The 22,066-nt window shown below is 46.0% G+C and carries 15 protein-coding genes; 11 read left to right on the top strand and 4 right to left on the bottom strand.

The genetic code is table 11. The features are described from left to right. The first annotated feature begins 84 nt into the window (after positions 1-84). The gene (locus DI392_RS10890) at positions 85-1,965 is read left to right on the top strand and encodes a methyl-accepting chemotaxis protein (protein ID WP_109319937.1); all 1,881 of its coding nucleotides are present in this window, start codon (positions 85-87) and stop codon (positions 1,963-1,965) included. Positions 1,966-2,015: 50 nt separating this feature from the next. Here the strand turns inward: DI392_RS10890 and DI392_RS10885 are convergent, their stop codons facing one another. Continuing rightward, entirely contained in the window at positions 2,016-3,944 is a 1,929-nt protein-coding gene (locus tag DI392_RS10885; protein WP_109319936.1) for an amylosucrase, read from the bottom strand. A 201-nt stretch (positions 3,945-4,145) separates the two neighbouring features. Then, positions 4,146-5,123, bottom strand: a complete 978-nt coding sequence (cra, locus tag DI392_RS10880) for a catabolite repressor/activator (protein WP_109319935.1) — start codon at positions 5,121-5,123, stop codon at positions 4,146-4,148. Positions 5,124-5,419: 296 nt separating this feature from the next. Between cra and fruB the strand changes: the two genes are divergently transcribed. Genes fruB through fruA form a run of 3 tightly spaced genes read left to right on the top strand, consistent with a single transcriptional unit; the run spans position 5,420 to position 9,303 of the window. Then, entirely contained in the window at positions 5,420-6,556 is a 1,137-nt protein-coding gene (fruB, locus tag DI392_RS10875) for a fused PTS fructose transporter subunit IIA/HPr protein (RefSeq protein WP_109319934.1), read from the top strand. Positions 6,557-6,563: 7 nt separating this feature from the next. Next, a complete protein-coding gene (pfkB, locus tag DI392_RS10870; protein WP_425445689.1) occupies positions 6,564-7,508 on the top strand; it encodes a 1-phosphofructokinase in 945 nt (314 codons plus the stop codon). 55 nt (positions 7,509-7,563) lie between these two features. Continuing rightward, complete coding sequence (gene fruA, locus DI392_RS10865; RefSeq protein ID WP_109319932.1) at positions 7,564-9,303, top strand: PTS fructose transporter subunit IIBC; 1,740 nt, start codon at positions 7,564-7,566, stop codon at positions 9,301-9,303. A 262-nt stretch (positions 9,304-9,565) separates the two neighbouring features. On the opposite strand, the gene gcvT is transcribed toward fruA, so the two are convergent. Continuing rightward, positions 9,566-10,684: a glycine cleavage system aminomethyltransferase GcvT gene (gene gcvT, locus DI392_RS10860; protein ID WP_109319931.1), complete on the bottom strand. Its 1,119-nt coding sequence runs from the start codon at positions 10,682-10,684 to the stop codon at positions 9,566-9,568. A 168-nt stretch (positions 10,685-10,852) separates the two neighbouring features. Continuing rightward, positions 10,853-11,476 (bottom strand): helix-turn-helix domain-containing protein, encoded by a 624-nt coding sequence (locus tag DI392_RS10855; RefSeq protein WP_109319930.1) that lies wholly within the window; start codon positions 11,474-11,476, stop codon positions 10,853-10,855. 309 nt (positions 11,477-11,785) lie between these two features. On the opposite strand from DI392_RS10855, the gene gcvH reads away from it, so the two are divergent. The 7 genes from gcvH (at position 11,786) to DI392_RS10820 (ending at position 21,987) form a co-directional block, all read left to right on the top strand. Continuing rightward, on the top strand, positions 11,786-12,169 hold the full coding sequence (gcvH, locus tag DI392_RS10850) for a glycine cleavage system protein GcvH (protein WP_109319929.1): 384 nt from the start codon (positions 11,786-11,788) through the stop codon (positions 12,167-12,169). 23 nt (positions 12,170-12,192) lie between these two features. Then, a complete protein-coding gene (gene gcvP, locus DI392_RS10845) occupies positions 12,193-15,069 on the top strand; it encodes an aminomethyl-transferring glycine dehydrogenase (RefSeq protein ID WP_109319928.1) in 2,877 nt (958 codons plus the stop codon). 620 nt (positions 15,070-15,689) lie between these two features. Next, entirely contained in the window at positions 15,690-16,904 is a 1,215-nt protein-coding gene (locus DI392_RS10840) for an MFS transporter (RefSeq protein WP_109319927.1), read from the top strand. Between the two features lie 394 nt (positions 16,905-17,298). Further along, positions 17,299-18,534, top strand: coding sequence for an EAL and HDOD domain-containing protein (locus DI392_RS10835; protein WP_109319926.1), 1,236 nt, complete (start codon positions 17,299-17,301; stop codon positions 18,532-18,534). 88 nt (positions 18,535-18,622) lie between these two features. Further along, on the top strand, positions 18,623-19,813 hold the full coding sequence (gene arsB, locus DI392_RS10830; protein ID WP_109319925.1) for an ACR3 family arsenite efflux transporter: 1,191 nt from the start codon (positions 18,623-18,625) through the stop codon (positions 19,811-19,813). A 52-nt stretch (positions 19,814-19,865) separates the two neighbouring features. After that, positions 19,866-20,252: a DUF2703 domain-containing protein gene (locus tag DI392_RS10825; RefSeq protein WP_109319924.1), complete on the top strand. Its 387-nt coding sequence runs from the start codon at positions 19,866-19,868 to the stop codon at positions 20,250-20,252. Positions 20,253-20,385: 133 nt separating this feature from the next. Then, positions 20,386-21,987, top strand: a complete 1,602-nt coding sequence (locus DI392_RS10820) for a putative bifunctional diguanylate cyclase/phosphodiesterase (RefSeq protein ID WP_109319923.1) — start codon at positions 20,386-20,388, stop codon at positions 21,985-21,987. The last annotated feature ends 79 nt before the right edge of the window (positions 21,988-22,066 follow it).

Below are 22,066 nucleotides of genomic sequence, written 5' to 3'. Positions count from 1 at the left end.
TATATTCATTGCCATAATTTCCTGTATATATGGCTATGAAATATGGATACTGAAAATACATCTATACCAATAAATGAGTGAATCATGAACAGATTTAAACTCCAAATTATAGGTACACTCAGTGCCCTTATTACTATCATCGTCGTTATACTTGCTGCATTAAATTACTATTCTTTTAAAAATGAAAGTGTTTATCAGAATAAAGAGTTGCTGCGAGAGCAAAACGCCACCATCGAGGCTGAATTAGAAGAAAAGATAACCAGCTACCGTCATATGCTCTCTTCAGTGCGTGTAACTAAGGCCGACATACAAGGTGATCGGCTGTCAGAAAGCGCAGTGATACAACTAAGTGCTCTCCACCGGGCACAAAGCAGCATAAGCGATGAAGTTGCGATAGTAACTAAAGACGGGAGCATCTATAACGAAGCCGGAGACAAACTGCCCTTCAATGCAAAAGAACGCAACCGCCCCTACTACAATGCAGTATTTAATCAGGGAAAACAGTTTTATATTTCTCCCCCATACCAATCATCCGTTACCGGAAACACCGTACTGGCTGTGATTTATAAAATAAATAGTAATGCTGCTGTATTTTCTAATGTACGCATTGACGCGGTACTGGATGAGCTAGCTAAAAAAAGTAATATTTTCCTTTACGCTCAGAACGGAAGCATACTACTTGCACCTTATTCGGAAATGGTCGGAAAGAGTATATTCGAAGCCCGCCCTCTGTATAAGGGGTTCAGTACTGATAAGCCTGAACTCAGTTATACCGCCAGTGTAGATGGTAAAGATATCGATTTCACTGCATTCTGGTCTCATTTGGATATCACCGGATGGAGCTACGTGACTTTTATCCAAGACACTGTTATTGAGGAGGCGGCGAATGACCAGTTACTGTCTACCGCAATAACCGGACTCATTAGCCTGATTATTGCAGGTATTATATTACTGCTGACCGTCAACAAACTCGTTCTCAAACCAGTTGGCGGTGCCCCTGATGATATTGCCGCTCTAATGGAAAAAATGGCGGGTGGTGACCTGACCCAGAACTTTATACCGACCGGTAAGGAAACGGGAATTTACCGTTCTTTGGTCAATTTATCGGCCCAACTGGCAACCCTGATTAGAAACTCTCACAATATCTCCGAGAATGTATCATCTGCCGCTCAGGAACTGAATGTGGTGATGAGTGATACTCAGAACAACGCACAGAACGAATTACAGCAAATAGAACAGGTTTCGACAGCGATCAATGAGCTTTCATCCACCTCACAAGAGGTGAGTGACAAAGCCGTTATGGCAGAAGATGAAGCCCGGAAAACCCAGACCAGCGTTGACAGTGGTAAACAAACTCTGGAAAAAAATATCCTTCTCACGGATCAAATTAATGACTCGGTCACCACTACAGCAGGTATTGTGGATGAGCTAAGCCAGTTCGTACAGGAAATTGGCTCAGTTACTGAGGTCATCAACAATATTTCCGAACAGACTAATCTGTTGGCACTCAATGCCGCTATTGAAGCAGCCAGAGCGGGCGAACAGGGGCGCGGATTTGCTGTTGTTGCCGATGAAGTCAGAGTGCTAGCAACCAAAACACAGGAATCAACGGTTAGCATTCAGGAAATCATTGAAAAGCTGCAGTCTCAGTCGCAGAAAGCGAATAAGAATATGGCAACCAACGTTGAATTAATTGAAGAGTCAGTGACTCTGGCCGATCAGATTAAAGCGGCCTTTGAGGAAATTACTGCAGCCTCTCAATCAATATCAGACATCAACACACTGGTTGCCACAGCCTCACAACAGCAGTTTGCGGTAACAGAAGAAATTTCTCAGTCAACGACTCAGACATTTGATTTGGTTCATAAGAATGTGGCTGCGATTAACCAGACTTTGCAGGCGTCGACAGAGCTTGCGCAACTGGCAGAAGCACAGCAAAGCGAGCTGGGGTATTTCAAAGTATAACATCAGATTTGCCCCTCACCTTAATAGGTGAGGGGCAAAGCATCACTCTGTTAACTTACGGCTTTCAGCCATAACACATCATACGCATCCAGAACGATTTCATCCCCGTAATCGGCAATTTTGCCCTGAAGGATATCTTCAACCTCCCGGGTTCCCAAAGCATCACAGATAGACAAAGGTACCCGTTGCCCCTGCTCACTAAAGTTGCAGATGGCCAGCATCTTATCGCCATTGTCATGCGCACGGATATAAGCAAACAAGTGCGGCTGATAGGTTTCCAGAATCTCGGTGTTTGCTATACCAAACACCGGACTATTCTGGCGTATCCGGATCATCTGTTTCAGTTCATCGTGAATTCTGGCTTGTGGTGATACGCCATCCGTTGCCAGTTTTACTGCCTCATCCGTAATATAAGGGCGGTTTACCCAGCGGGAGTCATCTCGCTTATGTTCATCCTGCAGATAACTATGGTCATTCAGCATACCCAGTTCATCCCCCTGATAGATCAGAGGTATGCCACCGATGCTCAGACTAATGCTGTTCATCAGACGAACCCGTTTCAATGCATATTCCAGCTCAGTTGCATCACCAGATTCCAGTGCCTTTTCCAGCCCGGCCAGTGATGCCAGTGAGCCACATACCCGGCAATCCCCCGTTGTTGGGTTTTCCTGAAAAGGCACCCCTTCCGCAAAAGAACCTTCAAAACGCCCGGTATAGAACTGGTTGAGGAATTTACGGTGGTCAAACCCGTTAATACCTTGCTGCTCCGCGATTGCATCATCGAACGTCCAGCCGATATCATCATGACAGCGAATATAGTTAACCCAGCTACACTCTGGCGAAATTTCAAAACTCTTTTTCAGAGAAGCCGTCAGCAACCTGGTTTCGCGGGTTGCCAGACTTTCCCACATTAAAGCCATCATCAAAGGATTATAAGAAAGCTGACACTCTTTTTTATCAATATACTGAGCGACTTCATCAGGGTGGACAATCGCCTCAGATTTAAACTGAACGGCAGGTGCCACAATCTGCAGGCAGAGATTAAAGCACTGGATCAACGTATGCGCTTTTGGCAGGCTTTCACACTGAGTCCATTTTTCTTTCCAGATAAACGCCAGTGCATCCAGTCTCAGGCCTTCACAGCCAATATTCGCCAGAAACAGCATTTCATCCGTGATCGCATTAAATACGGCCGGATTGGAAAAATTCAGATCCCACTGGAAACTGTTAAATGTCGTCCACACCCACTTCTGCATATCATCCTGATAGGTAAAGCTCCCCCGACGTACGGTAGGGAAAATTTCGCGGCAGGTCTGGTTGTACTCCTCAACTTCTTTTTCATCCTCGAAGAAATAGTAGAAATCTGCGTATTTAGGGTCCCCTTCCCGTGCTTTCTTTGCCCATTCATGCTCATCAGAGGTGTGATTAAAAACAAAATCCAGTACTAGACTGATACCGGCATCATTAAAAGCGTCCGCCACCGCGATTAAATCTTTTTCCGTTCCCAGCTTAGGGTCAACACTGCGGTAATCTGATACGGCATAGCCACCATCACTGTTTCCTTCCGGTGATTTGTACAGTGGCATTAAATGCACGTAATTCACCCCCAATTCCTGCAGATAAGGGATCTTGGTTTTCAGGTTCTTAAGATCACCGGCAAACAGGTCAACATAAAGTGCCATACCTAACATTTTTTCACTGCGGTACCAGGTGGGCTCTTTTAGCCTTTGCTCATCTCTGTTCTTCAGCTTGCGCTTTCGGGCAACAAATGATGCCGCCAAGCCAACCACTAATTTTTGAACATAGTAAAAGAAATCGTAACGTTCCCCATAGAGATGATGTAGCTTTGCAATTAAATCAGGAAAGTGCTGATCCAGCCGCTTACGGAACTCTTTTTCATCTTTTTTAGTCAACTTTGGCAGTTCAACGGATTCCAACACCAGTTCCAGTGCATCCCTACCCATCTGCTCTGACTCCATACGCACCTCCTGTCTGTCTCTTATCTGTTATGTGCTAAATCAATTTAGCGAATTCATGAAGAAACAATAGGTACCAAGCTCACTAAATTGCAATGAAATACAGTATTAATATAAAAAATGTGAGTAAAGGAGGGGAAAATGCCTCTTTTATCGGGAACGTTTACAATAAAAAGAGGCGTCAAGATATGTTCTAGGTGAAGGTTAACGGCGAATAATCTTACGCTGTATCAGCTCTATTCCGGAGTGATAACGTTTCGCCGAGGCATTCAGCGCCATTTCCAGCGCACTGTCAGCAATAAGCTCAAACTGCTGCGCCATGGAATTAATTTTAACCGGCAAAAAGTCCAGCAAACGGTTATCACCAAACGTACCCAACTTAATCTGGTTCATCAGTGCCGGGTGTTCGAGAAGCACATCTAACACCCCTTCCAACAATGTGTAGGATGTCGTGATAACAGCATCCGGCAATACACCATCATGGATCCATTTTTCGAAAATCTTACGGCCACTTTCTTGCGAATAATGCTTACCGTAAGCTATCAGCGATTGCTTAGACTGTGCCTTCAGAGCAGATTCAAACCCAAGCTGGCGCTCTTTGGAAATATACAGCTCAGGCAATGCTCCGATAAGACCCACTGTTTTCACATTACCGGATAATACGGAATGCGTAAGCTCGTAAGCTGATGAAAAATCTTCACTAACGACACAGGAAAAATGCTCATCGTCTAACGGACGGTCAATCGCAATAACCGGTGTCCCTGAGTTCTGAACATTCAGATAATAGTCGCTTCCATCCTGCAAACAGCTGGCCACAAACAGCACTTCAATTCTTCGGCTGACTAATGCCTCAGACAGTTTCTTTTCGGTTTCAGGATCATCATCGGAACAGCCGATCAATATCTGATAACCTGCTTTACGGGAATTCTGTTCCAGCAGTTTTGCCAGTCTCGCGTAACTGGTGTTTTCCAGATCAGGAATGATCAGGCCAAATGACCGGCTGGTCCCGGCACGTAGTGACGAGGCTGTCAGGTCCGGCCGGTAGTTGTACTCATCGACGACCGCCATCACTTTTTTCTGCGTTTTTTCACTAATCCGGTACTTCTGTGCCTTACCGTTAATCACATAACTGGCCGTCGTTTTTGAGACTCCTGCCAGCTTTGCCACTTCATCTAGTGTCATATTTATCACCGTTTTCCTGTAGATTCTCATCCCGTAGTGTGCGTCAGATCATAAATCTAAAGGTCAGTTGCTAATCTGCATTGAATTATACGCTGAAACGATTCAGTATAAAAGCTGAAAGGATTCAGCAAAACTTGAAATTTGAAGCGCATCACCTACCTTTAAGGTGAAACTGGTCAGCAACATATTGAGATAGCTTTGCTGAATTTTTTTAAAGCTTTGCTGAACCGATTCAGCAACGGGTTCAGCGATTGAGAATAACCAAGCTCTAACATTAGGGAGCCAGAGAGGCGAACATGCTAAAACTGACAACACAAGACATTAAACTTCAACAAGCAGCAGACGATAAGAAAAATGCAATTCGTGAGCTAGCCGTAGACCTTGCAGAGAAAGGTCTGGTTGAAGCGAACTACGTGGAAGGCATGCTTAACCGTGAAGCACAGAACTCTACGTTCTTAGGTAATGGCATTGCCATTCCTCACGGTACTACTGACACTCGTGATCTTGTAAAAAACACTGGTGTTGCTGTACACCACTTCCCAGCAGGTGTTAACTGGGGTGACGGAAACACGGTTTATGTGGCTATCGGTATTGCCGCTAAATCTGATGAACACCTTGGTATCCTGAAGCAACTGACTAAAGTACTTTCTGCTGACGGCGTGGAAGAGAAGCTGCAACAAGCCACTTCTAAAGAACAAATCATGGCGCTTCTGAACGGTGAAGTTCAGTTCAACGCTGACTTTGATCTTTCTCTGATTCTACACGACTTCCCTGCTGGCGACATGGTTCAGCTAAGTGCGGTTGCCGGCGGCCTGCTGAAGAACAAAGAAGCCGTTAGCGCAGATTTTGTTGCTGAGCTGGCAACCAAAGAACCTACTCACCTGGGCCAGGGCCTTTGGCTGGTAGGCAGCAACAATGCTGTTAGCCGCACGGCAATGTCATTTGTTTCTATTTCTACTGAATTCAAGTTCAAAGAGCAGCCGGTAAAAGCCCTGATTGCTTTCTCTGTATGTAACAACGCTCACCACAACATGCTGGAAACCTTAAGCCAGTTAGTGTTCCAGAAAAAACAAACCGCCATCATTGAAGCTCGTAACGAAGAACTACTGACGTTCTTCAGCGGCGAAGACGAAGCCGATGCCGTTAACGGTGCAGACGGAAACAGTGCTGTGTTTATCATTAAGAACGCACACGGTCTGCATGCTCGTCCTGGTGCCATGCTGGTTGCTGAAGCGAAGAAATTTGCATCCAACATTAAAGTGGCCAACCTGAATGGCGACGGTAAAGCCGTTAACGCTAAGAGCCTGATGAAAGTTATCGCGATGGGCGTGAAAAAAGGCCATGAGCTGCAATTCACTGCCGACGGTGATGATGCACAAGATGCACTGAAATCTATCGGTGCTGCTATCGAAGCTGGTCTGGGCGAAGCGTAAGGAGCATATGATGACTACTAAGAAAGTTGTCACTATCACCCTGAACCCGGCACTGGACCTTACCGGCAGCCTGGATTCGCTGAATGTCGGCACAGTAAGCCTGGTAAAACAAGGCTCACTGCATGCGGCAGGTAAAGGGGTAAACGTAGCACGTGTACTGTCTGACTTAGGCGCAGAGGTTACCGTGACCGGTTTTCTTGGCCGTGACAACCAGGAACTGTTCTGCCAGCTGTTTGAACAGATTGGTGCAAAAGACGAGTTTGTTCGTGTTAATGGCGGTACCCGCATTAACGTGAAGCTGGTAGAGAAATCAGGTGAAGTCAGCGACATCAACTTCCCTGGAGTCCCTGTGGATCAAGTGGCTATCGAGCAGTTTGAAGAAAACCTGTTCCGACTGGCTGAAACTCACGATTATTTTGTGATGGCGGGAAGCCTGCCGAAAGGCGTCTCTCCGGAACTTTGTGCTTCATGGATTCAACGTCTGCACGAAAAAGGCAAAAAGGTGCTGTTTGACAGCAGCCGTGATGCCTTAGTTGCGGGCCTGGATGCAAACCCTTGGCTTATTAAGCCAAATGATGAAGAACTTTCCGACTTTGTCGGTAAAGAACTGACAACACCAGAAGCCTGTCAGGAAGCAGCAATGCAGCTTGCAGACAAAGGTATTGAAAACATTGTTGTTTCAATGGGATCAGACGGTGTTATGTGGTTAAACCAAGGTAAATGGCTGCGCTCTCAACCACCTAAAATGCAGGTGGTAAGTACAGTTGGCGCAGGCGATACCTTAGTTGCCGGTCTTTGCTGGGGCCATATGCAGGAAATGGATAAGCCTCAGCTATTAAGCTTCGCTACCGCTCTGTCTGCTTTAGCCGTTTCGCAGGTGGGTGTTGGCGTACCGAGCTTTGATGAGCTTGAAACCCTACAAAAAGAAATTCTCTTTAAAGAACTTAACTAACTATTTTCTGAAGTTATCAACGCTTCGAAATTAACAGATAAGAAGGTCGATTATTATGAATATTGCCATTATCACAGCTTGTCCGAGCGGTGTTGCAAACAGCATTATCGCAGCCGGATTACTTGAACAAGCCGCTAAGGCATTAAACTGGAATGCCATGGTTGAGTGTCATTCTAGTGTGGTGGAAGGTAACACCCTTTCAGCCGACGACATCGCAAAAGCAGATACAGTTGTGATTGCGACTAACACACCTATCGATACAACTCGTTTTGTAGGTAAAAAAGTTTACCAGGCAGAGATCTCAGAAGTAACTGCAGATCCAAAAGCGTGGCTGGAAAAAGCAACTGCAAGTGCGACAGAGCTGACTTCAGCTCAGGCGACAACGCTTCAGGAAGCTCCTGCTGCAGCTGGCGGCGCGAAGAAAATCGTTGCAATTACAGCGTGTCCTACTGGTGTTGCACACACCTTTATGGCAGCTGAAGCACTGGAAGACGAAGGTAAACGTCGCGGTCACCAAATCAAAGTTGAAACCCGTGGTTCTGTTGGTGCGAAAAACCAACTGACTGAACAAGAAATCGCAGAAGCTGATCTGGTTATCATCGCTGCAGATATCGACGTTCCTCTGGATCGTTTCAACGGCAAAAAACTTTACAAAACCAACACAGGTCCAGCTCTGAAGAAAACCGCTGAAGAAATGGATAAAGCATTCGCTCAAGCATCTGTTTATTCACACTCTGGTTCATCCTCAAGCGAATCTGCATCTGATGAGAAAAAAGGCGTGTACAAGCACCTGATGACGGGTGTATCTCACATGCTTCCTGTTGTCGTTGCTGGTGGTCTGATTATCGCTCTTTCTTTCGTATTCGGTATCGAAGCGTTTAAAGAAGAAGGCACACTGGCTGCTGCCCTGATGCAAATCGGTGGTGGTTCTGCCTTCGCTCTGATGATTCCGGTTCTTGCTGGTTACATCGCATTCTCAATTGCTGACCGTCCGGGGCTTGCACCAGGTCTTGTTGGTGGTATGTTGGCCGCTTCTATCGGTTCTGGCTTCCTGGGTGGTATCGCAGCTGGTTTCATCGCTGGTTACTCTGCGAAGTTTGTTGCTGACAAAGTACACCTTCCACAAGCAATGGAAGCACTTAAACCAATCCTGATCATTCCTCTGGTTGCGACTCTGTTCACTGGTCTGGTAATGATTTACGTTGTTGGTGACCCAGTAGCAAGCATCATGTCTGCAATGACTGAGTTCCTGAACAACATGGGTAGTGCAAACGCCGTTCTTCTGGGTATTATCCTTGGCGCAATGATGTGTTTCGACCTGGGTGGTCCGGTAAACAAAGCCGCTTATACATTCGGTGTTGGTCTGCTGGCTTCTGAAACTTATGCTCCAATGGCTGCAATCATGGCTGCAGGTATGGTTCCTGCTCTGGGTATGGGTCTGGCAACATTCCTTGCTAAGAAGAAATTTACTGAAGACGAGCGTGAAGGTGGTGTTGCTTCTTTCATCCTGGGTCTGTGCTTCATCTCAGAAGGTGCTATCCCATTCGCAGCACGCGATCCAATGCGCGTTATCCCATGTACAATGGCTGGTGGTGCACTAACAGGTGCTCTGTCTATGCTGTTCGGTGCTAAGCTACTTGCTCCACACGGCGGTCTGTTTGTACTGTTCATCCCTAACGCTATCTCTCCGGTACTGATGTATCTGGTAGCGATTGCAGCAGGTACTGCTGTAACTGGTTTCGGATATGCATTCCTGAAGAACCACAACAAAGCTGAAGTTGCGGCTGAAGCTTAATAGCACGCTTTAACAATTTTGCCTCAGCCCCCGTAGGCATTTTTGGGACACTTATTTAAGTGTCCCTTTTTTCGTCTTGATCCATCAATACTCCCTTCTTACCAACCTTATAATTAGCAGCAGTAAGGAAGATAAAAGAGAAACACTTCCACCTCCACCGGAGGAGAATGAACTCGGACTATCAATGACAGAAACGGATACATCCCGATAAAAACGCTTTCCTAGAGTATAGCCCAACGGTTGCGAGCCAATATTATTGCTCTTAGCCCCGGTAATACCGCTGAGGGACAAACGGCATTTTACTCACCGCCATTGGCAGTTTCTTGCCCCGAACTTCGGCAAAAACCTGAGTCCCGACAGAAGACAACGCTGTATTCACATAAGCCATTGAAACAGGTTTCCCAGCGGTCGGTCCTGCGGTACCACTCGTTACCACTCCAATTTCGTTATCCTGGCTGTCAAATAGTTTGCAGCCTTCACGTACTGGTGCCTTGGTTTCCCCCACCAGCCCTACCCGTTTTCTGGTGGCATTTTTCTGCTCTATTTGCTCCAGAATGATATCGGCACCAGGGAAGCCTCCTTGCCGCTCACCGCCCATCCGGCGAACTTTGCTTATTCCCCAAAGAAGACTGGCTTCAACCGGGGTTGTCGTCGTATCCAGATCATGCCCGTACAGACACAGCCCACATTCAAGACGTAGCGAATCCCGGGCACCCAGACCAATCCACTCAACTTCCGGGTAGCTGGTTAGCTTGCCAGCCAGATCGGCGGCATATTCAGCGGGAACAGATATTTCAAAGCCATCTTCACCGGTATACCCGCTACGGCTGACAAAACATTCGACACCGGCAAGCTCAATGATTTTCACATCCATAAAGACCATATCGGCCACTTCTGGCTGAATTCGGGCCAATGCCGCTGCCGCTTCAGGCCCCTGCAGAGCAAGAAGCGCCCGGTTATCCAGCAACTCCAGCTTAACACCTTCCGATAAATGGGCTCTGAGATGAGCAATGTCCTGTGCTTTACAGGCAGCATTCACAACGACATACAGATAATCCCCAAAATTAGTGATCATCAGGTCATCCAGAATCCCCCCTTGCTCATTGGTAAAAAATGCATACCGCTGTTTACCGGCAGGAAGATCAATAACATCGACCGGGACCAGCGATTCCATCATCTTTGCAGCGCCCTCTCCTCGCAGAATCAGCTGCCCCATATGAGAAACGTCGAAAAGCCCTGCAGCTTCCCGGGTATGAAGGTGCTCTTTTTTGACTCCCAGAGGGTACTGAACTGGCATATCAAAACCAGCGAAAGGCACCATTTTTGCCCCGGCCTGAATATGAAGATCATAAAGAGGTGTTTTCTGTAATTGCTGCGTCATCGCTTTCTCCGTAAAGCCTTGTTCAATAACTTGGGTTTGACACCCCAAGCTTTAAAATATTTCCAATAAGAAACTTAGTCTACTATAAACAAAAGAAATAACAGATCAACGCTCAAGAATCACGCATTTTCCTGTTTTTCGAGCTGAAACTATTCAGGAAAGCATCATTCATTGTGCCGTAACCCATAAAATCAACGCATCCTTCTCACTAACCGAAGTCAGCATATGGCCCATGCTGGCATCATAATATGCACTGTCACCTTCAGTTAAACTGATGGGCTCATAAAATTCCGTATAAAACATGACCGCCCCTTCCAGTACCAGAAGAAACTCTTCCCCATCGTGCTTCACCCAACCATGATAATCCTCGAAATTTCTGGCACGAATACGGGTTTTGAAAGGCATCATTTTCTTATTGGAAAGGTGTATCGCCAGCAGCTCGTGCTCATAAGTTGGCGTTGGGTGTGGCTTACCCTGCCCGTTCAGCGTAATATCCCGTCGTCCCATTGCGATTTTTTTCTTTGGTGGTTCAAAGAGTTGGGGCATATCAATCTGTAACCCAGAGGCAAGCTTCTGCATCGCCTGGAAGGTTGGCGATATCTGCTCATTTTCAATTTTTGACAACGTAGAACGTGCCAGTCCGGTACGTTGACTGGCTTCTTCCAGTGTCAAAGAAAGCCCCATCCGTATTTCTTTGATTCGCTGGCCAAGCTTCAGAGGTTCAATACGTTCATCTCTGTTTTCTTTATCCAGCATCAGTGAGGGGTACTGATCCGTAATCTTATCTGTCATAGCGTTATATCGCTCAAATCTCGTTAATAAAGTAAGTCTTACATAGCTTGTACTAATTACAAACTTATACTGACCTTACGAGATTTTTCAACTAAAAATCGCGCCATAGTTTCCAATAGGAAACTTTTTTATTGATCAACAATCAAACAATCGGTATGTTGCTAAGAAAATGGATTAGAAACTTATGCGACAGCGGCTATTCTCAGTGAATGGTGGATGGTAATCCTGCATATCAATAAAGAACACAACGAGAACCTCTTTTAACCAGTTTTTATAAAACAATTTATTTTATTTTCGGAGAACATACACATGGATATGACACTAAAGTTCACAGACAGCCACGAGTGGGTCAAAGATAACGGTGATGGAACGGCCACGATTGGTATATCGGATCATGCACAGAAGATGCTTGGCGATGTGGTGTTTGTAGACCTGCCGGAAGTAGATGCAGAAATCGAAGCGGGCGAAGAGTTTTCTCTGGTAGAGTCAGTAAAAGCAGCTTCCGATGTTTACGCTCCGGTCTCAGGGCAAATTATCGAAGTCAATGAAGAACTGGAAGACAGCCCGGAACTGGTTAACGAAGAACCTTACGATGGCGGATGGATTGCCAAGGTGAAATTGAGTAATGCTTCTGAACTGGATAACCTGAAGGGTGCAGAAGACTATATCAATACCATCGAAGAAGACGAATAACGGACGATTCGGACTAAAGTGCTATGACAGATCAAAACCACTCTCTTATAACGCTCCTGAGTACTGAGAACGAGTTTATCACCCGGCATAACGGAATAGACTCTACGGCTCAGCGGACGATGCTGAACACGGTGAAAGCGGAAAGTCTGAACGATCTGATCGATCAGACCATACCGGCGGCTATCCGTCTCAACCAGCCCCTGAACCTGCCGGGACCGGTCAGTGAAGTTGATATGCTCCGCGAGATACAGCGGCTTGCCAGGCAAAACAACGTTTACCGGACCTTTATTGGCCAGGGTTACTACAACACCCATACGCCTAACGTTATTCAGCGTAATGTACTGGAAAACCCAGGCTGGTATACTGCTTATACACCTTATCAGCCGGAAATATCTCAGGGACGTCTTGAGGCACTGCTGAATTTCCAGCAGATGGTGACTGTTCTGACAGGAATGGATATAGCCAATGCCTCGTTACTGGACGAAGCAACGGCAGCTGCTGAGGCAATGACTTTATGCAAGCGGGCGGGAAAAAACAAAAGCAAGGCGTTTTTTGTTGCTGACGACGTACACCCTCAAACACTGGCCGTACTTAAAACTCGTGCCGAATTTATCGGATTTGACATAGTGACGGGTCCGGCAGATGCGCTGCCTCAGCACGATGTCTTTGGCGCACTGCTTCAGTACCCGGGGACAACCGGCGAAGTTCGCGATCTGTCCAGCCTTATTCTTCAGGCTCATGAAAACAAAACACTCGTTACGGTAGCCACCGATCTGCTGGCCTCAATCATGCTGAAACCAGCAGGAGAAATGGGTGCCGATGTCGTGATTGGCAGCAGCCAGCGTTTTGGTGTTCCGGTCGGATTTGGCGGGCCTCATGCCGCCTTTATGGCAACCCGAGATAAATATAAGCGCACTATGCCGGGTCGTGTTATTGGTGTTTCCGTCGATAGCAAAGGTAATCAGGCGCTGCGCATGGCCATGCAGACCCGTGAACAACATATTCGCCGGGAGAAAGCGACCTCGAATATCTGTACTGCCCAGGCACTGCTGGCCAATATGGCGGCTTTTTATGCTGTGTATCACGGTCCGGAAGGACTGCGTAAGATCGCTCGTCGCACTCATCACCTGACAGCCATATTTGCCCGAGGTCTGATAAAAGCGGGATACCAACTGCAACATCAGAGCTTTTTTGACACGATCACGATTATTACCGATGACAAGACTGAAGCGCTCTATACCAGAGCATCCGAAGCTGAGATAAACCTCAGAAAACTAGAAGGCAAACTCGGTATTAGTCTGGATGAAACGGCCACAACCGCAGATCTTGAGGCCTTGTTTGGCATCTTTAATATCACTGACGATATTCAGAGTCTGTCTGCGGAGATTGCTCAGGACGAGCTGAAGGCCATTCCGGAAGCCTGCCAACGCGAATCGGCGTTCCTTACCCACCCGGTATTTAACTCCCACCATAGTGAAACGCAGATGATGCGTTATCTGAAGCGTTTGGAGAATAAAGATTTTTCACTGACACACGGCATGATCCCGCTGGGCAGCTGCACCATGAAACTCAATGCGGCGGCAGAAATGATCCCTATCAGCTGGCCGGAATTTGCTTCCATCCATCCGTTTGTCCCGGCCGAACAGACACAGGGTTATGCCGCATTGGCGAATGACCTTAAGGTAAAGCTTTGTGCTATTACCGGTTATGATGCTTTTTCACTACAGCCTAACTCAGGGGCATCCGGTGAATACGCCGGTCTGATTGCCATTCAGCGTTACCATCAAAGTAATGGTGAAGGGCATCGTAACGTATGCCTGATCCCAGCGTCAGCCCATGGCACCAACCCGGCGTCTGCCTCTATGGTTTCGATGAAAATCGTGGTTGTGAAATGCGATGAGGCCGGCAATATCGATATGACCGATCTCGGTGAAAAGATCGAGAAACACAAAGACGCGCTTTCCTGCATTATGATCACCTACCCTTCCACTCATGGTGTATATGAAGAGCAGGTAAAAACCGTGTGTGAAATGGTGCATGCGGCCGGTGGCCAGGTGTATCTTGATGGTGCGAATATGAATGCACAGGTCGGATTAACCTCGCCGGGAACCATCGGTTCCGATGTCTCTCACCTCAACCTGCATAAAACGTTCAGTATTCCTCACGGTGGCGGTGGTCCGGGTATGGGCCCTATAGGGGTTAAATCTCATCTGGCTCCTTTCCTGCCGGGACATGTTGAAAACGGTGTGGAAGGCAACGATTATGCCGTTGCGGCAGCGGATCTGGGCAGTGCTTCTATTCTGCCGATATCCTGGGCCTATATTACAATGCTGGGCGCATCTGGTCTGACACACGCCACCAGACTTGCGATTCTGAATGCTAACTACATTATGGAGAGACTGCTGCCACACTACCCTATTCTCTACCGGGGAAATAACGGCCGGGTTGCCCATGAATGTATTGTTGATATTCGTCCGATTAAGGAAGCATCCGGTATTAGTGAAGAGGATATTGCCAAGCGTCTGATGGACTATGGTTTCCACGCTCCGACCATGTCGTTCCCGGTTGCCGGTACTTTAATGGTTGAGCCGACGGAATCGGAAGATCTCGCCGAACTGGATCGTTTCTGTGACGCAATGATTGCCATCAAAGCTGAAATTGACAAGGTTCAGAAGGGAGAATGGCCTCTGGAAGATAACCCGCTAGTCAATGCACCGCATACGCAGGTAGATTTAGGCTCAACAGAATGGGATCACCCATACTCGCGCGAGCTGGCCTGCTTTCCGTCTGCACAAACCAAAGCCTCCAAGTACTGGCCGACCGTTAACCGGGTCGATAATGTCTACGGAGACCGCCACCTAGTCTGCAGCTGTCCGCCGATAGACAGTTATGAAAGTTAAGAATGGCAGATGATCACAGATAACTAAGTTGGAAACTGTGATAACCGAGTTGGAAACCGATAACTAAATTGGAAACTAACTTGAATAAAAAAGGCGAACCATTTGGTTCGCCTTTTTTCACGTCACTGTAACCTAGAAATAGCTGTCACCTGATTACTAACATGTAGAACCACGCTACATCATTTCAATTTCATCTTCAGTAAACCAGCCAGACTCTAAACTCTTCCTCTTTACAGCCTCGGGATCTTTTGACGATTTTATATTGCAATGATATGCACGTAATAGCTTAAAGGTATAGTTCCTGATAAATAAAATGTGTTACGGAAAGTTTGACTGCAAGGCAACTCTATACTGGGGATGTTCGATTCTCGAGACTAAATTGATATATGCATAAATTGCATAAATTACTTCATTTTTTATCATTTGTGTCATTATCTAATACTCTATACTCTAATTTTTCACTTGAGCTTACCATGTTGCGCCTGTCATTAATCTTTGTCTAAAACTGACCGAGGTTATCGGAAATAGTGGCAGCGCAAGCCATTAACAATGGCGATCACGAATCCATAGGTAGCAATGAAGGGCACTCTCAGCACCACAGTCATTAATAAGAGCAATTTATGATTATTTTCCGTTTTCCACTCATTGTTTGGCTAGGTATAGGTATTTTGATTACCAGTCTAGGGATCAGACAATCCTTTGGTATTTTCATGGCACCGATTTCCGACTACTTCCAAACAGGACGTGAGTTCTTCAGCTTTGCTATTGCATTGCAAAACTTACTGTTTGGAGCATTCCAGCCATTTGTGGGTATGGCCGCAGACCGTTGGGGGGCGAAACGTATCATCATTTTAGGCTCGCTCTCTTACGCTGTGGGTCTGTACTTAACTTCTATCACCGCCGAGCCAACCATGATGTACTTATCGCTAGGTGTGCTTGTTGGTCTTGGCTTAAGTGCAACCAGCTACGTGATCGTACTCGGTGCAGTAGCGAAAGTGGTACCAGCGCAACATGCGGCTAAAGCCTTTGGCTTGACCACGGCAGCAGGGTCATTTGGCATGTTTGCGATGATTCCTGGCGCACAAGCATTATTGAGCGCTTCTGGTTGGCAAAGTGCAATGCAAACGTTCGCAGTACTGTGTAGCTTTATGGTGTTGTTTGCACTATTCATGAATACGGCAGAGCGGAATGCAAATACCGCTAACCATGTGCACGAAGACAAGCAAACGCTAAAAGACGCTTTGAAAGAAGCGTTTGCACACAAAGGGTACTGGTTGATTCATGCTGGCTTTTTTGTGTGTGGTTTCCACGTGATGTTCATCGCGACTCACCTTCCTAGTTATTTGGCGGATAAAAACCTACCTGCATCAACTGCGGCAATGGCGTTGGCTTACGTTGGTATATTTAACATCCTTGGCTCGTATTTCTGGGGTGTAATGGCAGATCGCTTTAGCAAGTGTTATGTGATGTTTGCGCTGTATGTGATGCGTACGGTTGTGATCGGTGCTTTTTTGGCACTGCCTATCACCGAGCTCACTGCTATTATCTTCGGTGGTGCTATCGGTTTTTGTTGGTTAGGAACGGTGCCACTTACATCTGGTTTAGTTCGTCAAATCTTTGGAGCCCGTTACCTGTCGACACTATATGGTTTGGTGTTTTTCACTCACCAAGTAGGCAGCTTTTTGGGGGCATGGGTCGGCGGTCGTATCTACGATTATTACGGGTCCTATGATCCAATTTGGTGGTCAGCGGCCATACTAGCGTTTATTGCTGCATTGATTCATCTTCCAATCAATGATAAGCCAGTACCACGTTTGAGAATGGCAACAGCATAACTCTTAAAGGTTCTTAGCGTAGGACGTTGTATGGCCCATATCTTTAACTCAAGAATGTCCACTAAATTGCCAGTTTCACGATGTTGAAAAGTTTCCATCTTAGTTATCGAAAAGACAAAGATGTAAAGTGCACTTTTCGCTCCGAGTTTCCAACTTTATCGACAAAGCGAGCCGAAAGGTTCGCTTTTTTTGTTTACATTAAAGGAATTCACTTCACCCCGTTACTTTTTCCCCGTAAAGGGTATCTATCACTATCTACAACGATTAGTCATGGATTTCCAATGATTCTTGGGCTGGAGGGCTAGAGCACTTAGCCAAAATAAAAATTAGTGAATGGAAATTACTCATAATTTGATACAATGCACAGATCGTTAAAAATACTATAGCCGATTTTATGTATAGCTATGTCGCACGTCAGCCTGTCTTTAACCGAAAGCAACATACCGTTGGGTATGAACTTCTGTTCCGTGATGGAGAAAACAATGCTTTTCCGAAAGGAATCGAAGAAAACCGTGCGACTTATCGTTTGATTGTTGAAAACTTTATTGCCTTAGGGACCAATCCGAATTATCACTCGTCACGTTGCTTTATTAACTTTCCTTATTTGAGTATTGTCCGCCTTTTACCTCTAAGCTTACCAAAAGACAAAATCGTGATTGAAATACTGGAAACCTGCGAACCAACGGATGAATTGCTTGCGGCTATCCGGCACCTGCACAGTAACGGGTATATCATCGCTTTGGACGATTTCGAATGTACGGAATCGTGGAATCGCTTTCTTCCCTATATCCATATTATCAAACTCGATGTTATGCAGATGGGAATAGAAAAAGCCTGTGACTATGTACGTCAGCAGAAAGCCAATGGTCTGAAGTCAGCGTTTCTCGCAGAGCGGGTAGAAACACCGGAAGAATTTGAGGCGGCTTTACAGGCGGGATTCCGTTTCTTCCAAGGGTACTTTTTCAGTAAGCCCCATATTGTCAAACAGAGGTACGTCAGCCCGGACCAGGTGATTGCCCTTCAGCTCTTCACTGAAGTTTGCCGACCGGAAGTCAACTTTAATAGGGTTGAACGAATCCTCGAGAAGGACGTGGCTCTATCTTACAAGTTACTGCGATTTGTTAACACAATGTCCACCCGGCTGGAAAAGCCCATCTCCTCATTTAAACAGGCCTTAGTTTATCTCGGCGAGGATCGGCTTAAAACATTTGTCTCTTTGATCGCTGCATCGTATATGACAAATAAAAAAACAAGGGAGCTGAATACACTCTCAATGCAGCGGGCCCAGTTTTGTCAGTTAATGTCCGGTTATGACATTTTCCGTCCTCATCAGGATCAGGCCTTTATTATGGGTATGTTTTCTCTTTTGGATGCCATGTTAGACAACAAGCTGGACGTATTACTTGAGTCATTACCGTTAAGTGAAATCATCAAATCGGCACTGGTGAAAAGAGATGGGCCTTTGGGAGAATTATTAACGCTGCAGGAAAGCTTTGAACAGGCGGACTGGCAGAATTTCTCGTTTCAATGCCAAAAACTTGGCTTACAAATTGAGGACGTCAGCAACGCTTTTAGTGAAGCCCAGCGCTGGAGCAGGCATGTCTCTCAGGTGATGACGACTCTTTCATAAGCAAGACAGAAAGCATAAGCGCCTTTCTGTTTACCTTACTATACTCAAAAAAATGTGCATGGATTAGACATTTATACAGGATGAAGTAATGGATAACATAGGAAACTCAGTGAACGACCGAAAAATGAGCAGCCTGTTTGAACGGTATCTGACAGTGTGGGTTGGGTTGTGCATTGTTATTGGTATAGCACTTGGTAAGGTTGCCCCTGATTTAGCCAGGACACTGGACAGTATGGCTATTCATGTTAATGGTGCCCCTGTCATTTCTATACCCATTGCTATTTGTCTTTTTTTTATGATGTATCCGATCATGGTAAAAATTGATTTTACCAGCGTTATCAAAGCCGGAAAAAACGGTAAGCCTGTCTTTCTGACCCTGTTTATCAACTGGTGCATTAAACCTTTCACGATGTACGCCATCGCGATGCTGTTTTTAGGAGGCTTGTTGAAGGGGTTTATCGGGGAGGAAGCGATCGATCTGATTAAAATGCCTTTTGGTCTCAACTTACCGGTTGGTGCAACATACGGTGACGGAATCGTCGTTTTACAGGACGGAATCAAAATGCTGCAGATCCCCCTTTGGCGAAGCTATTTTGCCGGGTGTATTTTACTTGGCATCGCGCCGTGTACGGCAATGGTTCTGGTTTGGGGCTATCTGGCCAGAGGCAATGACGGTCTTACATTGGTCATGGTCGCCATTAACTCCCTGACTATGCTGGTTTTGTATGGGGTTCTGGGTGGTTTCTTACTGGGCATTGGTCAACTGCCTGTCCCATGGCAGGCGCTACTGCTTTCTGTCACCATTTATGTCGCTCTTCCGTTAGTCATCGGTTATTTTTCCCGTAAATGGATCATCAGTCATAAAGGCGAACAATGGTTCAACGACAAGTTTTTACATGTTCTTACCCCGATTACCATTTGTTCACTGCTATTGACCCTTGTGTTGCTGTTCAGCTTCAAAGGTGAAATTATTCTGGATAATCCTCTGACCATCCTGTGGATTTCGATTCCGCTTTTTATACAAACCGTATTTATATTTACTCTGGGTTATCTGGCGGCCAAATTCCTTAATTTACGTTACCAGGATGCGGCACCAGCCGCCATGATCGGCGCATCCAACCATTTTGAAGTGGCTATCGCGACCTCAGTGATGATATTTGGTCTTTCATCGGGGGCTGCTCTGGCAACCGTCGTTGGTGTGCTGATAGAAGTTCCGGTCATGCTAATGCTGGTGAGTATCTGTAAACGCACATCCGGATGGTTTGCTGCTGATAAATAGCAGGCAAAAGCCAGTCTCTTAATATCAGAAATAAAGTATGAGGAGCGCCACTATGAAGTCGTTACAAATCACATGGCAACGGTTAGTCGATTCTCAGGGACAAACTTGTGACCGGTGCAACAGCACATATGAAAGCCTGAAAGAAGCGGTTTCCAAGCTGGAAGAGGTCCTCTCTCCTTTAAATATTGAAGTCACCCTCGAAACCATAAAAATAGACAGGGAATCGTTCAAAACCGATCCCTCTCAGTCGAATCGCATTTGGATTGCCGGTAAACCTATCGAGGAGTGGCTTGGCGCAACAATTACGAAGACCCCTTGTTGTTCGGTTTGCGGAGACGCCAAATGCCGGACAATTGAGCTTGGAAGCGACAGGTTCGAAGCCATTCCTTCCGATCTCATTGTTAAGGCGGCACTGGTCGCCGTGTCTCAGTTAATATAAGCCTTATCAATATATGTTTAGGGTATGAAATCAAAAACATATGCGTCATGTAACGCCCTCTTTCTGGCATTATTTACAATTCCCGGTTCCTGTGATTAACTGATTTAATCCATTACCGTCAATGCACATATGAATGACTAATCAGGGTCTCAACCTTATCCCTATTTTACTGACTTTTGTTGGGCTTCTAATGCTCATGTACAGCCTGAGGCCTACCGCTGCGATATGTAAAAAAAGTCAGCAAAAAGGATGGTGTCTGCTGTATTATCTCATTCTTTTCTTTGTCCTCGGTTATCTCATTTCACTGATACGTTTTGTCTCTGCTCCGGTTTTCACGGTGGAATACCTAGTCCATTCACTTATCCTGGTCAGTGGAGGTCTATTTGTTCTGATGGTGACTCAGCTTAGCCACAGAAGCATACTGCAAGTGGAAGAATCCACCTCGCGAGAAGAATACAACGCGCTACACGACAGCCTGACCTCTCTGGGTAACCGGCACTACCTGCACCGGGCAGCCACCAGCCTTATCAGAGAAAGAACGTCATTTACCCTGCTGGTTATTGACTTGAATAACTTCAGACAAATCAATAATGCGATTGGGCACTATCTGGGTGACGAGCTAATCCGGGCGCTTTCTATAAAGCTCCGGCAGCATCTACCGGAACAATGCAGTATTTATCGTATGAGTGGGGATGAATTTACGCTGCTATGGGAAAAGACAACGGATATTGAGCTGGAATTGCTCGCGAATCAGATACACGAACTGTTAAGTAGCCCACTGGATATACATGGGTATTCATTACATATTAGTGCCAGTATTGGCGTCAGTTGCTACCCCAGGCACAGTGGAAATATAGAAAAGTTATTGCAGCAAGCTGAACTCGCCATGTATGCCTGCAAGCGCCGGGGCTCAGAGTACCTTGTGTTTTCTGAAGAACTCAATCAGGGTGCAAAAGAAAAACTGGCTATTGCTGCACGATTAAAAGAGGCCCTTAAAAGCAAAGAGTTTCAGCTTTACTACCAACCCGTCATCGAAAGCGCAGACAGCTCTGTCCACGGAGCAGAAATACTCATTCGTTGGCCACAGGAAGACGGGAGTTTTATTCCTCCGAACTTGTTTATTCCTATTGCTGAACAAAGCTCAATGATTAATGAGATCACATGCTGGGTGATACAGCAATGTCTTCTCGAGTTACCGGCTCTGAAAAAGGCGGGGTTTAAAGGCAACCTGCATATCAACCTGTCAGCAAAAGATATGCATAATCCTTCCTTAGTTACCCAGCTAAAAGGGGCGGTATCAAAAGGAGAGATACAGCCGCAACAGCTCATTTTCGAAATTACTGAAAGTACCATGATGACAGACATCAATCAGGCCCGGAAAATGATGACCTTGCTGGCTCGCACCGGCTTTAGTTTCAGCATCGATGATTTTGGCACCGGCTTTTCTTCACTTTCCCTGTTAAAAGTTCTCCCCCTGAGTCAGATCAAAATTGATCAGTCTTTTGTCACAGACATGGAAGCCAGCTCATCAAATACCTCCATTGTTAATTCTGTTATATATCTGGCAAAATCGCTGGAATATTCCGTTGTCGCTGAAGGTATTGAAGATCGGCAGACTGCAGACAGGTTATGTTCCATGGGATGTCACTATCTGCAGGGATACTATTTCAGTAAGCCATTGCCATTAGACAGTTTTACTCAGTACCTACAAAACCAGAAAACTTTGGTACATTAGAGGCAGCATCAACCTGGCATAGAAGCTTAAGCAGCCCAATGAAAAATATCATCAGAACACGTCCCAGATTTATCCTGGG

The sequence above is a fragment of the Vibrio albus genome (genome assembly GCF_003144035.1).
GTDB classification, from domain to species: Bacteria; Pseudomonadota; Gammaproteobacteria; order Enterobacterales; family Vibrionaceae; genus Vibrio; species Vibrio albus.
This window is presented reverse-complemented; position numbering and strand designations above follow the sequence as displayed.